Below are 13,888 nucleotides of genomic sequence, written 5' to 3' on the forward strand. Positions count from 1 at the left end.
ATAAAAGAACGAACATTATATAGTGTCATTATCTTTTATTTTACCTCGCTTAATTTAATTACTGGATTAAGCTTACAGTACTAAGCGTGGCACAAAGTGCCACGCTATTTTTCGGTTTACATTTTCAACAGATAAAAAATGATGCCATTTCAGTGCCAAGCACATAACTGTACGGATATTCATTTTTAAAGGTAAATTGCACAACAGATGATGTCATTCCAGTGCTTGACACTGGAATCCAGAAATTTTGCTTATAACTGAGCTGATGAGCTAAAGGTAGTTGTCTTACGCTAAAACAAACGTTTTTAATTAAGTTGCATAGAAGCTGGATCCCAGTGTCAAGCACTGGAATGACATCGTTTACTATGTACCATATTGCAATATTCGTACAACTGTGGGAAACATCTATGGATGCCATTCCTATTACCTTATTTCCATTTTTATTTCATTTTCAAAGGAGGCTATTATGTCACTTACCGATATCGCTCACCGTATCAATGAACTCGCTTCATCATGGGAGCAATTTAAATTAATAAATGATCGCAAACTAAAAGAAATTGAAAGCAAAGGGCGTGCTGATTCTGCAACAATTGAGCAGCTATGCAAGGTAAATAATGCCATTGATAGTTGCAAAGAGCGTTTAGACTTGATCGAAACTGCAGCTCAACGCCCAGAAGTAAATACAGATTTTAGCACAAGCGATAAATATTTTTCTGATTATATCCGCAAGGGAATGGAAAGCGGTTTATCACACAAAACCCTCAGTGGAGATGACAGTGATATCGGAGGGTATCTAGTTACTCCGCATATTGTAAAACGCATAAACAAGCGCGTAACTGATTCGTCCCCAATGCGACAAATATGCTCCAGTCAAAGAATCTCTACTGAAACATTGGATTACATTATAGAAGATTTTGACCGCGCCGGTGCAGGTTGGAGCAGTGAAACAGTAGATGATGAGAACGGTGGCAATAAGTCTAAGTATGATTTTGCAAAAGATACGGACACGCCCAAAATCCAAAAGATTTCCGTCACAACTTACGAGTTATATGCTCAACCACAAATATCACAAAAGTTACTCGATGATGCGTTTGTCGATGTTGAGAGTTGGCTGGTGGAAAAGATTGCCGAGACTTTTAGTAAGGAAGAAAGCGAAGCCTTCATTAAGGGTGAGGGCACTTTTCAACCAAAAGGAATTTTAGCTTATGAAAATGGAAACAGTTATAATAAAATAGAGCAAGTTAAAACTGAAAAATTAGATAGTGATTCAATAATGATGTTGTATTACTCTCTGGACGAATATTATTCCAAAAATGCGTCATTTTTGATAAACAGGAGTACGTTGAAGGATATCAGGCTGCTAAAATCTCAAACAGGTCAGTATCTCTGGCAGCCAAGTCTGTCGCTTGAAGCTCCAGATACTTTAATGGGAATACCAGTATATCAATCTGCCGATATGCCACCAGCGCCAAACAATCAGCTACCAGTAATTGCGATGGCAGATTTCAAACAAGCTTATAAGATTGTAGATAACAGAGGAATGAGAATATTAAGAGACTCTTATACGAATAAACCTTATGTGAGGTTTTTTGTCACTAAGCGTGTCGGCGGAGAGGTTGTAAACACCAGTGCTATTAAATTGTTGAAAGTTGCGAGCAAGTACTAAAAACTTCCGCAGCATCATCTTTATAGCTGATCAAAGCAACACGTCATACCGCGATTCATTCCATAACTGTACGAACATTGTGATTTTGGCCCATCAGGAGGGTGTCATCCCAGTGCTTGACACATATAGCTAAACTGACTTAGATTTACCGACAGTTTGAAAAACAAAAATTCGTCATTCCGCTACTTGTTAGCGGAATCTATGCTGAGATATCGCGGCGGTATGACGTAGGAAAACCTTTCTTGGGTTAGCTATAGTTTGCTATATTATGTGATTTTATTTTTAGCATTGCTTCTTACATTATGTAATTTTGTTTTCCATAATGTATATTATGTAATTTTCGATGCTAAAATCTGTTATAGCTCTCAGTATGATATGAGTGATTCTCTTTTAATAATTATTTTTTAAATAGTTTGTTGGTTCATCAATTTCTTTAGGATTGATATCTACAATTATTTTTCCGTTTTTTAACAGAATAATCCGATCTGATATTTTTGTTAAAAAATCCAAATTGTGAGAAGCGATAATCATAGTAATACCCATATCTCTAACTGATTGTAATAGTTCCACAACGTCGACTATTGTTGCTACGTCTAAACCAGACGTTGGCTCATCGCATAATAGAATCCTTGGATTCATCATTAAGCTTCTGGCAAGCGCAACCCGCTGTTTTTGCCCACCGGATAGATTACTAGGGTAATCATTTTTTTTAGAGGCAATACCCAAAGACTCAAGTAGTGAATCACTTTGATCCTGAGTTTTGTTTTTAAGTTTGGGAGCATATGTAAGATTTTCCCAGACAGTCATATGTGAGAAAAGTTGAAAATCCTGAAATACAAAACCAGTACTATCATTGCATTCAATGCTACCAGAATCTAAAACTTCGAGTTTTTGTATACAACGTAACAATGTTGATTTACCACTACCAGAAGGACCAGCAAGACCAACTATAGATTGTTCTATAATCAGGTTAATATTATTAAGTACTGGAACATTATTAAATAATTTACAAACATTATGCATTTTTATCATATATACCTTTCTGTTCAATCTTTTTGCCTATATATTCAATTAGTAATACAAGAGCGTAATAATAAGCCCCAGCAAGACAAAGTGGTATAAAATAAGTAAATTGTTCTGCTGCAAGCATTTGCGCAGAGCGCATAATATCAACACCACCAATAGTAGAGATTAATGCCGTTTCTTTAAGGAGTGCAATGATCTCATTTATCATTGCAGGAAGAATATTTTTAATAACTTGTGGTAATATAATATCTCTCCACATATAGAAACTAGGTATTTGTAAAGTTTTAGCTGCTTCAAACTGGTTTTTTGATATAGTTTCAATACCAGCTCGTAAAATCTCAGCAATATAAGCACAGCTATTTAGACCAAATGCTATAATGCCAGCACTAAATATGTTTAATTTAATTCCTGCAATGGTTGGAGTCATAAAATAAACAACACTTAACTGTAATATAAGGGGGGTGCCACGTATTACAGATATAATTCCATTAATTAATGGAATACAGATCTTATTATATCTGAGTACTGAAAATAACCCTCCTAGACTCATACCTAAAAGCAGTCCTCCAATCAATAATTTTAAAGTAAAGGCAAGGCCTGTTCCAACAAACAAGAAATTAGAAATTAATTCCTGCATCAGTTATCTCCTAGCCATTTTTCTGCTATTTTTTGTATTACACCTTTACTTTCTAAACTTTTTAATGCCTCGTTTATTTTATCCTTTAAAGCAGATCCTTTATTCACAGCAATAACATAACCACCATCTAACTTGGCAGTGGCTGACCATGATAGACCAGGATTTTTTTTGCTAAATACTTTACCTTGGAATTCATCAATTAGGACGCCATCAACATGACCAGACTTTAATGTTTCTACAGCTTGATTATTATTGTCTATAGCAATAATTTGAGCTGTTGTAGGAACATGCTCTTTTAGCCAAATTTCCATGACAGTTCCTAGTTGAACGGCTATCTTCTTGCGAGTTAAGTTGTTTATACCGGCTATGGGTTTATTTTTGTGATATAGAATACCAAATTCCCCTGTATAATAACTATTTGAAAAATCAAAATTTTTTTCACGCTCTTCTGTGCTACCAATAGTAGATATAGCAGCATCTACAGAATTACTTTGCAATGCTGCAAATATAGTACTAAACTGCATATCTTTAAATATCGCTTCTTTACCTAACTCTTTTGCTACTAATTGAGCAAGCTCAATGTCAAAGCCAGTAAATTTACCATTTTCATAATATTCAAAAGGTGGATAATCTGCAGAAATTGCAAATCTAATGATATTATCGTGTTTATTTTCCTTGCATCCTGTTAATAGAATACTTATCACTATAATAGCATTTAAAATATATTTTTTCATATTACTAATTTATATTCATATTTTATTCATCTTATGAATATAGACATTAAAAATTGAATAGTCAAGAAATAATGAATATAATTTCAAATATACTTATTACATATTCAATATGAGGAAAATGCATAATGCATGACAACACACTAGGTGAACATATTTTAAATATTATTCAAAATCACGAAATTTTAGAGCAGAGCGATTTACAGATCTTGCTTAAAGAAAGAGGGCACAACATTCCTCAGGCTACTTTATCAAGAAAATTAAAAAAACTTAAAATTGCCAAAGTTGCTGGTATGTATAAAGTAATTGACATCAACCAATATCGATTACCATTAATACTTAATATGCAAATTTCGGATTTTGGTTTAATAGTACTACACACTCAACCAGGACAAGCTAGCAGCCTAGCTTACTTTCTAGATCAGAAGTATGTTATTTATTCATTAAATAATAGCAAAAACATAGGAATTATAGGAACTATAGCAGGTGATGATACAGTATTATTGATCATCAAAAGTAAGGCTGAACTTAACAAAGTATTACAATCAATTTATGAAACATTTCCATATTTAAGTCCTGAATAAGAATGTTGTAAGTTAAAAATGTGATATAAAGGAGATAAGAGGGATTTCTTTGTTTAAATCTTTGTCTTCTTTTTTTCAATATACCTACATATCAGAATAGACAATTCATATAGAATCAGCATAGGTATTGCAAGCCCTACTTGGCTTAATACATCAGGTGGAGTTAAGATTGCAGCGATAATAAAAATTACCACTATTGCAATTCTACGTTTATTTGACAAACTTTGTGCAGTCAGTAGCCCAACTCTCACCATTAATGTGAGTATTACTGGAATTTGAAATGCAGTGCCAAAAGCAAACATAAATTGGAGAACGAGGTCTAAATATTCGCTAACTGATGGCATAAACTCTATTGGTATACCGAAAGATTTCCCACTATGTTCAAAAGTGATGAAAAACTTCCAGGCTAAAGGAAATATATAGTAATAGACTACAGTAGCTCCCGTTACAAATAAAACCGGTGTTGCAATCAAGTATGGCAACAACACTGCCCTTTCACTTTTATATAACCCAGGTGCTAAGAACATATAAAATTGCCATGCAAACACAGGAAAAGAAAACAAAAGTGCGCTCATTATTGCAACTTGGAGATACACAAAAAATGCCTCTGTTAAGTCTGTGTAAATTAAAGAAAAACCTTCGCTACCTTTTGTTGCTTCTATTAAAGGTGCGAGTAAAAAACGGTATATATTTTCCTTAAAGTAATAACAAAAACCAAAAGCAACGCAAAAAAATAGAAAGCAAAAGATAACTCTTTTTCTGAGTTCCGCAAAGTGCTCATAAAATGAGGCGTATTTGCTTGAGTTCCAGTTCATACTTTACTATAGCTCAATAATGCTATGTCTAACATTCTCAGCGAAAAAGCCCACTCATTGTCATACCACGCTGCAACCCTGCATATATCACCTGTAACATATGTACCAGTTAAATCCACAATTGCACTATAAGGGTTATGCACAAAATCTATTGAGACTAAAGGTTCCTCGCATATAGAAAGTACATTTGACATTGGATAACCCTCTGTCATCCTAGTACCCTCTGATGTCATCCGAGTAGCTGACACTGGGATCCAGAAATTAGATTCCAGCGTCATGCGCTGGAATGACGTAGAGGAGAGAGCTGCATCCTTAAATATTTCATTGATTTCTTCAACGGTCGCTTTCTTATCAGTCGTAAATTTAAAATCAACCATAGAAACATTGCTAACTGGAACTCTGACGGCAGTGCCATCTAGTTTTCCTTTTAATTCAGGGATGACAGAACCAATTGTTTTTGCTGCCCCGGTTGTAGTTGGCACCATAGATAATCCGCAAGCCCTTGCTCTACGCAAATCTTTATGATTACCATCAAGAACATTTTGATCATTCGTGTAGGCATGTATAGTAGTCATAAAACCGCTTTTTATACCTAAACTGGAGTGTAGGACTTTCACAATCGGAGCAAGGCAATTTGTAGTGCAAGAACCTGCTGATATCACTTTATGCTCTTTTTCGAGCATATCGTCATTCACACCATAAACTATAGTGACATCAGCATCCGGAACTGGAGCAGAGACAATTACTTTCTCTGCATTGTGCCTTATTGCTTCTTCACGTTTATTGAATGCACCAGTACATTCAAGTATTACATCAACATTCCAAGGAATATTTTCAGGATTCCGTTCTCTATATAAAGAAAACTTTTTGCCATTTATAGAAATCCAATTTTGAGACTCATTAAAATCAATATCACCACTGAATTTGCCATGAACAGAATCATATTTAATCAAATGTGCATGCTGCTTTGCACTGAGCGATCCATTGACAGCTACAACTTCTATTTGTTTGCTATATTCTTCTATTTCGAAAATAGCACGCAATACGCCTCTGCCTATTCTACCCAGACCATTAATTCCTACGCGAACCGTCATCTCTTCATTCAAAAAATTTAATTATAGAGGATATCACTTGATATTTCATTTTATTCTTTTGACTGCTAATTGGCAGTTTTAACCTTAATATATTAATATTCACCTTGACTAAAGAACTATAATACTGTATCATTTTATCAATAGTATTGAAACTTTAATAGGAGGCTAATTATGTTATTACAGAGGATCATTATAGATCAATTAGAAAAAATTTCAGGCCAATCATTTCTACACAAACTTGCTACCGATAAAGAATATTTTAAGGAAGTGTCAAGGTATTTGGAAGAAAATCATAAGATGAGCTTAGAAGAGTTTATAATTAGCGTTTATAGATCAAGTGGAGGAGATGTCAATTTTCGTGATTATAAGGATGAGACAGCATTATATTCTGCATCAGAAAACGACAATCAAGATATGGTTCGTATTTTAACATCATGTGGTATAAGCATTGATGACTTTAATTGTGAAATTAGTAATAGAATACAGGAAAAATCTGAACAATCTAGGAGAATTTCATTAAGTAATAATGCTAATGTTTCACATATCTACGAAATAATACGCAGAATTACTAATATAAGAGATGCTTTCCAACATTTGGACCCTTAGACACAGTGATAAGAGACCTTTTATTGTTGGGTGTATTACTAGCTTTGTGAGTTTGATGGCTATTAATGCTATTAAAGGTAATTACTATAATGGTCCTGGTAGTCTTACTTGCATTCCTGTTTTCCATGCCAACATGTCAAACTTTTCTGATTTTACTACTGATAGAATTAATACCTTTGCTAGCTTTATTATTGGAACAATAGCATATAAGGCCGCACAAAACATTTCTACGTTAGTAAGAGATGTTTCTAGTTTACTCCATAATAGATTGGAAGTGCAAAAAAATGAATCAGAAATCGCTAGATATAAAAAAATACAAGAGAACGTTATCTCTATTCTGTCAGAAGTAAAAGTAGGATCAAATTTGTCTAGAGATATCAATTGTTGATGTTACCTGAGTACAGATTTTTCTCATATCTCAATACTTTCTAGACTGTTATTGAGTGCTTTCACATCTGAGTTTTCCTACTGTCATCCCAGCGCGTGACGCTGGGATCTTTATTGCTTTCATAGTCTCATTTATTATTTTGTAACTAAAAAAAATACTTTCCCTTTTTAGAGAACTGCATATAATAGATTTGACATTGCAGTGCGTTGTGCAAACAGAATTCCCAATACTATAACCTACAGGAGGCCTTATGAATAAGAAATTTCTCTATTCACCATTGTCAATAAAAAGTATAGGAGAAAACGGTGTATTTTCTGGTTATGCGAGCGTTTTTAACATAGTTGATAAACAAAATGATCTGATATTGCCCGGAGCATTTAAGGAAAATTTAAACAGAAATAAAATAAAACTCCTTTGGCAGCATAATCCTGACGAACCTATAGGTAGCATCATAGATATTTATGAAAATGATGTTGGCCTGTATATAACCGCACATTTACTTTTGGGTATTCAGAAAGCAGAAGAAGTGTATTTGATGCTCAAAACTGGGGCAATTAACGGACTTTCCATCGGCTATATACCTATAGAGTATGATGTTGATCATAAAAGTGGAGCTAGAGTGTTAAAACAAGTGGAATTATGGGAAGTCAGTTTGGTCACTTTTCCTGCAAACTTGGCTGCTCAGGTAATCAATGTGAAAAATCAGAACAATGAACAGGAAGTGTTAGCAAGAGCGATAGAAAAAGCAAATGCTGTACTTGCAGACATGTACATTTCTGCTTAAAGTGTATTAGGCGGGCAAAGACTTTACCATAATTTGACACCTGTGTTAGTATTTGTTTAACATTTATACTAATATATATAACTTTATTACTATTAAAATTTTCTGTAAATTAAAGTTAAAAAATAAGGTAATTTTATGCTAAATATTAATAATAAGGTTAATTATGAAATTAATATTAAGCGAAAGGAAAAAAAATACAGCTGGTCTACTGTATTTGCTTGGTTATATCTAAAAACGATTGGACGAATATTGCCCAAGAGATGGAATAGATGGGCAGAAAATATTTTGTACTACGATAAAACTACTGCAAACAATGAAGTTCAAACTGATGCTTTTAAGACAATATATGGAAGTGTTCAAGTTGACTTAAAACCTGAAGTTGTAGAGAAAGAGAGCCAAAGTGTAGTGATAAACAAAGATGGAGGGGTTCAGACTGATGGAGTAGCATTGATAACAGAGGAAGATGATGAAGCATTAGAAGAACAGCTGGAGGGCATAAATCAGGAATTAGAACTTGAACGTTTACAAAATGCTTCCTTAAAAGAAGAAAATAGAGAATTACGATCTGCAATTGAAGGACTTGAAAAGAGTTATAAGGGACTTACAGAAGATGCAGGCGAACGAGAAGAGGAACTAACCAAATACAAACAAGATAAAAAAGCAATGCAGGATAAAGTTGATGAACAACAGAAAACTATATTTGATCAATACATGATAATAAGAGAGCAAGGAGAAGAAATTGAAGCTACTAGGAAAGATAATGAAAGTCTGCAAGCACAAATAATAGAACTTAAGAGTAGGTTAAAGGACAAGGAGGATAAATTAATTGAATTGAATCAACAATGGCAAGCTAGCAAATTAGTGGCTTTACTTAAATCACAGACTGATAAATTGTGTCAGGCTAAAGACAAAAATACTGAATTAGAAAATAAAGTCAGTGACTTAGGTCATGAAAACAAAGCTCTACGATTAAGTGTGAATACATTGACTGCTCAATTGGGTGAAATGGAGAACTTGGGGAAGCAATTACAAAGTGTTCAAGAATCTAAACAACAATTGGAGATTGATTTAGAAGGTCAATTGAAAGCTGACACTAAGAAACTACAGGAAGCAAAAGAAGGTCAATTGGCTAAAAAGGCAGGTGCAGTGAGTACAGTATCTACTGCAAAATCAACTCTTTCAAAATTACGAAACTTGCCCAATAAGCTTTCTAGGGATAAGGGTCTCAATAACTTTTTATCTGGGAAAAACGAGGAGTTAAAAAAAGGTTTTCCTGAATTTAAAGAGAAACACTTTTGCCATAACGTGCTTAATGAAACTATAAAGTCTCTATCAAATCAAGATGATGGCAAATTTGAAAGCAGTAAGCTGCTTGAATTATTAGAAAGTAATTTGAAACAATCCGCAAGGGAGATCATAGAAGCTAAGGTTAAAGAAGTTGTCAACGAACATTGTAACATTGGAAAAAATATGGGTAAAGAACTACGAGATGACACGTTAAAAGCCAAGTTGTCACCTTCTGTTAGAAAATGCGTAAAAAAATTAGAATTTAACAAACAAGAAGGGGTAAATAAGATTGTAGACTCTATCTTGCACAGCTTTAATAGCAAGAATAATAATAATAACGACTCAGGAGAATTGCTTAAAGAAATTGTTACAGGAAAATTAACAGAGGCTAAAATGAAATGTTTTTCAAATAAGATTCAAGAGTTACAACTGGCATTAAGCATAAGAGATAAATTTTTATCTCCAGATCAGGGAATGTGTAATCAAACTCAAGGAGGAGTAAACGAATATCAATTAACAGAAAAAGCTAAAAAAGAACATATACCTAATTCCTCTATGAGTTCCCCTAATATTGCAAGCATACATTCATTGAACAGTCAGAAAGCAGTTAGAATAGGCTCTTAGCATAAAGCACCAGCTCCTCTTTTGTTAAAGTGTAGGAGCTATCTTCCCAATGTTGTTTTAGCAATTCCAAGTTTCTACCTAAACTTTTTCCTGGCTGGTGACCTATACCTATCAAGTCATCACCAGATAAAGGAAATTTTGGAATATTGAATGTATTAGCAAATGAAATATATTCATCAACATTTTCTCCAGACTCAACACCACAAATTCTTACTAAATCACAATATAATTCTCTACCAAATAAAGATATGTATTTTTTTTGCTCTTTTTCTGAAAGTTCTGTTTTGATATCGTTGGATAGTAAAAATAGCAGCTTTTTCTTTTGCTTGTTCGAAAGACGTAGAAACATGATTATGTATTCTCCAAGACTTAGCCTGTCATTTTTTTTAGTAGTCCTAAGGAGTAACGCTAATTTTACTAGCACATCAGTGCCGAAAAGAAGTGACGAAGACAGAATTTCGCATTTTACTTCTTTTGGGATAATCTTTTGCAAAACATCAGATTCTTGCATGCTCTTAAGTGTTGGAAAAGGATCATTGCACTCCAGCAATTTAAGTATTTCATCTCTTATTCTCTCTCCAGAGAGGTTTTGGATCATATGCGAATGCTTTTTGCATACGCTTAGTATTTCATCACTCAAATCTCCGGCACATATTTTTGCATGAAAACGAAATGCTCTTAAAATACGTAGATAGTCTTCTTTAATTCTATCTTCAGCGTTGCCTATAAAGTTTAACCTTCGCGCCTTTAAATCCTCAATGCCACCAAAGTAGTCATATATATGGCCATGCTTATCTGCATATAGAGCGTTAAATGTAAAGTCACGCCTTGAAGCATCAGCTTGCCAATTATTGGTAAATTCTACTTTTGCATGCCTACCATCACATTTCACATCATGCCTTAGTGTCGTAATTTCAAAAGACCTCTGATTTAAGATTGCAGTAATAGTTCCATGGTTTAAGCCAGTTGGAATAGTTTTTATATTACGGAGTTTTAGCGCTTTCATCACCTGATCAGGAAGCAAATTAGTAGCTAAATCGATGTCGTGGACATCACGTTGCAAAATTGAGTCTCTCACACATCCGCCGACAAGCCTAGCCTCACCACCAAATTCCTCTATGGCATCAATAATTAAACTAGTCTCCTGGTCAACTTGCATTTAGGTTAGTACATACTGCAAGTTCATATTATATGAAATGCTTGCACAAACCCCTATATAAAAATATACAGGGCTATGAAGATTTATTTTACACTTCCAATTGTGATATTTGTTGTTGATGAAATATTTTTTCTGTTCTTGATTCCTCCATACTACATCTTGGTAAGCTTGAAGGGTTTTGCTTTTCAGAGCGCTCTATGCGCTGCTTTATATCACTAACGCACTGCCCTACAACATCACCAATTTTTCCATCAGCATTTTCTGCCAATAACTCATCAAATCTCTTCTCAACCTCTGCTCTCTCAGAGATATCCTTTGAAAGGTTACAATACTCTAAGATCTCATCTAACTGAAGCTTTTTTGCTAATAGGAAATCTTCTTGTTCTTGTTTTGCTAAACTTTTATTTCTATCAAGCAATGGTTCAAAATGAGCATGTCCTTTGTTTATTACATGCAAAACACTACTGTCGTCATAATTAACTTTATTGTATTCACCTGCACTTTTTGAACCTGAATTGTCTATTAATTCATGCAAAAACAAATCTTGGTTATCAACAGTCTGGTTCTCTATAACATGCAATTTTACATCATACTTCTGACAAAGTATTCTGCCTTCAACGTCAGGATCACCCCACCTATCGTTACGCATAATGTTTGCTGTATAATCATCTACAGTTTCACTACGGTGCTGGCCATTGTTATCATGACTATTGACAATTGCATTTGTAAACCACTTTGGTGGATTCTTTTGTGCAAATTCTTTACAGTCTTCTCGTAACTGCTCAACAGTAACTTCTATCCCCTTCTGCTGTTCTAGACCTTGTCTGAATGAGTCAAAAAAGCAGCTTCCATTACCAATTGCTTGTCCTACATGGAAATTGTCAGGGTAAGGATTACTATTTAAAAGAGTTATTTCTTGTCCAGAGCTCTTGAACCTTTTCGGACTTCCAGTATCGTAAAAATCATTTGATAGTTTCCGTTTCCTAGGTACATTCATTTGCCCTGAGATCTTGGGCCTTTTTATTCCAACCTCAACATCATGAAAATCACTTGGTAGCTTCCGTTTCCTAGGTTCAGCCATAGTTTTTACCTTAATTTAAGCTATATGTTACTATACCAACAAAATTATTAATAAGCAACTAATTAAGTATAGCAGAAATTTTTAAATTATGCAATAGTTATAACTTTAAATAGCAAATATGAGCTTTAACTGCGGTATAGTTGGGTTACCAAACATAGGAAAATCAACCTTATTTAATGCGCTTACAGAGTCAAGTGCAGCCGAAGCTGCAAATTATCCTTTCTGCACAATTGAGCCAAATATAGGCAAGATTTCGATAAAAGATCAGCGTTTGAAACAAATCGCAGCAATTGCAGGCTCAGAGAAGATAATTTATAATCAATTAGAAGTTGTAGATATTGCAGGTCTGGTAAAGGGTGCGAGCAAAGGTGAAGGGCTCGGCAATAAATTTTTAAGCCATATCAGAGAAGTTGATGCTATCGTTCATCTGCTCAGGTGCTTTACGGATGACGATATCAGCCATGTACACAGTAAAATAGATCCAATATCAGATGCTGAAGTGGTAGAAATGGAATTAATCCTAGCTGATATTGATAGCATAGAAAAAAGGCTTCCTCAATTGGAAAAGAAAGCAAAGCAAGGTGATAAAGAGCTAAAGAGACAACTTGAATTAATGCAAGAGGTATTAGCTACTTTAAAATTAGGTAAACCTGCAAGAAGTTTGGAGAATATCAATGAAGATGAGATGAAGTTGCTTCAATTGCTGACAACAAAGCCCGTTATGTACGTTTGCAATGTTGAAGATACAAATGTTATAACTGGCAATGAATTATCTAAAAAGGTAGAGAGAATGGCAGAGGAAAATAAAAGCAAATTTTATTGCATTTCAGCAAAACTCGAAGCAGATATTGCAAATCTTGATAGTGAAGAGGAAAAACAGAGTTTTTTATCAGAATTTGGCTTACAAGAATCAGGCCTTGATGGAGTAGCGCGTATTATGTATGAAGTGCTGAGTATGATAACTTTCTTTACTGTGGGCCCCAAAGAAGCACGGGCATGGCCAGTAAAAATAGGGTCAACAGCCGATAAAGCAGCAGGTGTAATCCACACTGATTTTGAGAAAGGCTTTATAAAAGCAGAGACAATAAGCTTTGCAGACTACATAAAGTATGGAAGTGAATCAGCTTGCAAAGACGCAGGAAAAATTCGCTTTGAAGGCAGAGATTACATCGTGCAAGATGGTGATATAATGCACTTTAGGTTTAATGTGTAGTTTATTATGCAGCCACTTATTTAAAGTTAAGTTTTCTGGATCCCAGTGTCTGGGCACTGGGATGACAAGAAAGGGAGCACTGGAATTTTTGTTTCAATATTTGTACATTAGCCATGCATCTGAACAGATACCTCCCCTAAACGGATACACTGTAGAAGGATAGTTTCTTCTCCCCAGTAAAGACTAAATTCCA

16 protein-coding genes are annotated in these 13,888 nt (G+C 34.5%); 8 read left to right on the plus strand and 8 right to left on the minus strand.

What is annotated here, in order from left to right; translation table 11 throughout:
• Positions 1-124 precede the first annotated feature (124 nt).
• On the minus strand, positions 125-418 hold the full coding sequence (locus tag ABWU29_RS04350) for a hypothetical protein (protein ID WP_010962608.1): 294 nt from the start codon (positions 416-418) through the stop codon (positions 125-127).
• 48 nt (positions 419-466) lie between these two features.
• Here ABWU29_RS04350 and ABWU29_RS04355 point away from each other — a divergent pair, with 48 nt between their 5' ends.
• Positions 467-1,666 (plus strand): phage major capsid protein, encoded by a 1,200-nt coding sequence (locus ABWU29_RS04355; protein WP_015588975.1) that lies wholly within the window; start codon positions 467-469, stop codon positions 1,664-1,666.
• Between the two features lie 390 nt (positions 1,667-2,056).
• Here ABWU29_RS04355 and ABWU29_RS04360 read toward each other — a convergent pair whose 3' ends face one another.
• From ABWU29_RS04360 to ABWU29_RS04370, 3 genes are read right to left on the minus strand one after another with little or no spacing between them, the layout of a single operon-like run.
• Positions 2,057-2,689, minus strand: a complete 633-nt coding sequence (locus tag ABWU29_RS04360) for an amino acid ABC transporter ATP-binding protein (RefSeq protein WP_227738583.1) — start codon at positions 2,687-2,689, stop codon at positions 2,057-2,059.
• Positions 2,682-3,329, minus strand: a complete 648-nt coding sequence (locus tag ABWU29_RS04365; protein ID WP_007548901.1) for an amino acid ABC transporter permease — start codon at positions 3,327-3,329, stop codon at positions 2,682-2,684. The genes ABWU29_RS04360 and ABWU29_RS04365 overlap by 8 nt, the downstream gene beginning before the upstream one ends.
• Positions 3,329-4,063, minus strand: coding sequence for an ABC transporter substrate-binding protein (locus tag ABWU29_RS04370; RefSeq protein ID WP_015588976.1), 735 nt, complete (start codon positions 4,061-4,063; stop codon positions 3,329-3,331). The genes ABWU29_RS04365 and ABWU29_RS04370 overlap by 1 nt, the downstream gene beginning before the upstream one ends.
• Positions 4,064-4,188: 125 nt before the next feature.
• Between ABWU29_RS04370 and ABWU29_RS04375 the strand changes: the two genes are divergently transcribed.
• Positions 4,189-4,644 carry an arginine repressor gene (locus tag ABWU29_RS04375; RefSeq protein ID WP_015588977.1) on the plus strand — a complete coding sequence of 152 codons (456 nt, stop codon included), beginning with the start codon at positions 4,189-4,191 and terminating at the stop codon, positions 4,642-4,644.
• Between the two features lie 53 nt (positions 4,645-4,697).
• Here the strand turns inward: ABWU29_RS04375 and tatC are convergent, their stop codons facing one another.
• Both tatC and ABWU29_RS04385 read right to left on the minus strand, forming a co-directional pair.
• Positions 4,698-5,459 (minus strand): twin-arginine translocase subunit TatC, encoded by a 762-nt coding sequence (gene tatC / locus ABWU29_RS04380; RefSeq protein ID WP_015588978.1) that lies wholly within the window; start codon positions 5,457-5,459, stop codon positions 4,698-4,700.
• Positions 5,456-6,553, minus strand: coding sequence for a type I glyceraldehyde-3-phosphate dehydrogenase (locus tag ABWU29_RS04385; RefSeq protein ID WP_174516762.1), 1,098 nt, complete (start codon positions 6,551-6,553; stop codon positions 5,456-5,458). The genes tatC and ABWU29_RS04385 overlap by 4 nt, the downstream gene beginning before the upstream one ends.
• Positions 6,554-6,724: 171 nt before the next feature.
• On the opposite strand from ABWU29_RS04385, the gene ABWU29_RS04390 reads away from it, so the two are divergent.
• The 4 genes from ABWU29_RS04390 to ABWU29_RS04405 all read left to right on the plus strand — a co-directional run bounded on the left by ABWU29_RS04390 (position 6,725) and on the right by ABWU29_RS04405 (position 10,242).
• A complete protein-coding gene (locus ABWU29_RS04390; protein WP_015588980.1) occupies positions 6,725-7,159 on the plus strand; it encodes an ankyrin repeat domain-containing protein in 435 nt (144 codons plus the stop codon).
• A gap of 55 nt (positions 7,160-7,214) precedes the next feature.
• Positions 7,215-7,547, plus strand: a complete 333-nt coding sequence (locus ABWU29_RS04395; protein WP_044471216.1) for a hypothetical protein — start codon at positions 7,215-7,217, stop codon at positions 7,545-7,547.
• Positions 7,548-7,797: 250 nt separating this feature from the next.
• Positions 7,798-8,331, plus strand: a complete 534-nt coding sequence (locus ABWU29_RS04400) for an HK97 family phage prohead protease (RefSeq protein ID WP_006280514.1) — start codon at positions 7,798-7,800, stop codon at positions 8,329-8,331.
• A gap of 135 nt (positions 8,332-8,466) precedes the next feature.
• Positions 8,467-10,242 (plus strand): hypothetical protein, encoded by a 1,776-nt coding sequence (locus ABWU29_RS04405; RefSeq protein WP_179949598.1) that lies wholly within the window; start codon positions 8,467-8,469, stop codon positions 10,240-10,242.
• Here the strand turns inward: ABWU29_RS04405 and ABWU29_RS04410 are convergent.
• Both ABWU29_RS04410 and ABWU29_RS04415 read right to left on the minus strand, forming a co-directional pair.
• Positions 10,226-11,401 (minus strand): CCA tRNA nucleotidyltransferase, encoded by a 1,176-nt coding sequence (locus tag ABWU29_RS04410; protein ID WP_015588983.1) that lies wholly within the window; start codon positions 11,399-11,401, stop codon positions 10,226-10,228. The two genes, ABWU29_RS04405 and ABWU29_RS04410, sit on opposite strands and share 17 nt — an antisense overlap.
• An 88-nt stretch (positions 11,402-11,489) precedes the next feature.
• The gene (locus ABWU29_RS04415; RefSeq protein WP_015588984.1) at positions 11,490-12,482 is read right to left on the minus strand and encodes a hypothetical protein; all 993 of its coding nucleotides are present in this window, start codon (positions 12,480-12,482) and stop codon (positions 11,490-11,492) included.
• Positions 12,483-12,600: 118 nt separating this feature from the next.
• Here ABWU29_RS04415 and ychF point away from each other — a divergent pair, with 118 nt between their 5' ends.
• Positions 12,601-13,695 (plus strand): redox-regulated ATPase YchF, encoded by a 1,095-nt coding sequence (ychF, locus tag ABWU29_RS04420; RefSeq protein WP_015588985.1) that lies wholly within the window; start codon positions 12,601-12,603, stop codon positions 13,693-13,695.
• A complete protein-coding gene (locus ABWU29_RS06040; protein ID WP_349496636.1) occupies positions 13,688-13,858 on the plus strand; it encodes a hypothetical protein in 171 nt (56 codons plus the stop codon). Before ychF ends, ABWU29_RS06040 begins: the two co-directional genes overlap by 8 nt.
• Positions 13,859-13,888 lie beyond the last annotated feature (30 nt).

Source organism: Wolbachia endosymbiont (group A) of Phasia obesa (assembly GCF_964028125.1).
GTDB classification, from domain to species: Bacteria; Pseudomonadota; Alphaproteobacteria; order Rickettsiales; family Anaplasmataceae; genus Wolbachia; species Wolbachia pipientis.

Bases quoted from the DNA above. Each gene is read 5' to 3' on its own strand.
- ABWU29_RS04360 (WP_227738583.1), bottom strand. From the start codon at position 2,689: ATGCATAATGTTTGTAAATTATTTAATAATGTTCCAGTACTTAATAAT.
- ABWU29_RS04375 (WP_015588977.1), top strand. From the start codon at position 4,189: ATGCATGACAACACACTAGGTGAACATATTTTAAATATTATTCAAAAT.
- ychF (WP_015588985.1), top strand. From the start codon at position 12,601: ATGAGCTTTAACTGCGGTATAGTTGGGTTACCAAACATAGGAAAATCA.
- ABWU29_RS04385 (WP_174516762.1), bottom strand. From the start codon at position 6,553: ATGACGGTTCGCGTAGGAATTAATGGTCTGGGTAGAATAGGCAGAGGC.
- tatC (WP_015588978.1), bottom strand. From the start codon at position 5,459: ATGAACTGGAACTCAAGCAAATACGCCTCATTTTATGAGCACTTTGCG.
- ABWU29_RS04390 (WP_015588980.1), top strand. From the start codon at position 6,725: ATGTTATTACAGAGGATCATTATAGATCAATTAGAAAAAATTTCAGGC.
- ABWU29_RS04410 (WP_015588983.1), bottom strand. From the start codon at position 11,401: ATGCAAGTTGACCAGGAGACTAGTTTAATTATTGATGCCATAGAGGAA.
- ABWU29_RS04350 (WP_010962608.1), bottom strand. From the start codon at position 418: ATGGCATCCATAGATGTTTCCCACAGTTGTACGAATATTGCAATATGG.
- ABWU29_RS04400 (WP_006280514.1), top strand. From the start codon at position 7,798: ATGAATAAGAAATTTCTCTATTCACCATTGTCAATAAAAAGTATAGGA.
- ABWU29_RS04370 (WP_015588976.1), bottom strand. From the start codon at position 4,063: ATGAAAAAATATATTTTAAATGCTATTATAGTGATAAGTATTCTATTA.
- ABWU29_RS06040 (WP_349496636.1), top strand. From the start codon at position 13,688: ATGTGTAGTTTATTATGCAGCCACTTATTTAAAGTTAAGTTTTCTGGA.
- ABWU29_RS04415 (WP_015588984.1), bottom strand. From the start codon at position 12,482: ATGGCTGAACCTAGGAAACGGAAGCTACCAAGTGATTTTCATGATGTT.
- ABWU29_RS04395 (WP_044471216.1), top strand. From the start codon at position 7,215: ATGGCTATTAATGCTATTAAAGGTAATTACTATAATGGTCCTGGTAGT.
- ABWU29_RS04365 (WP_007548901.1), bottom strand. From the start codon at position 3,329: ATGCAGGAATTAATTTCTAATTTCTTGTTTGTTGGAACAGGCCTTGCC.
- ABWU29_RS04405 (WP_179949598.1), top strand. From the start codon at position 8,467: ATGCTAAATATTAATAATAAGGTTAATTATGAAATTAATATTAAGCGA.
- ABWU29_RS04355 (WP_015588975.1), top strand. From the start codon at position 467: ATGTCACTTACCGATATCGCTCACCGTATCAATGAACTCGCTTCATCA.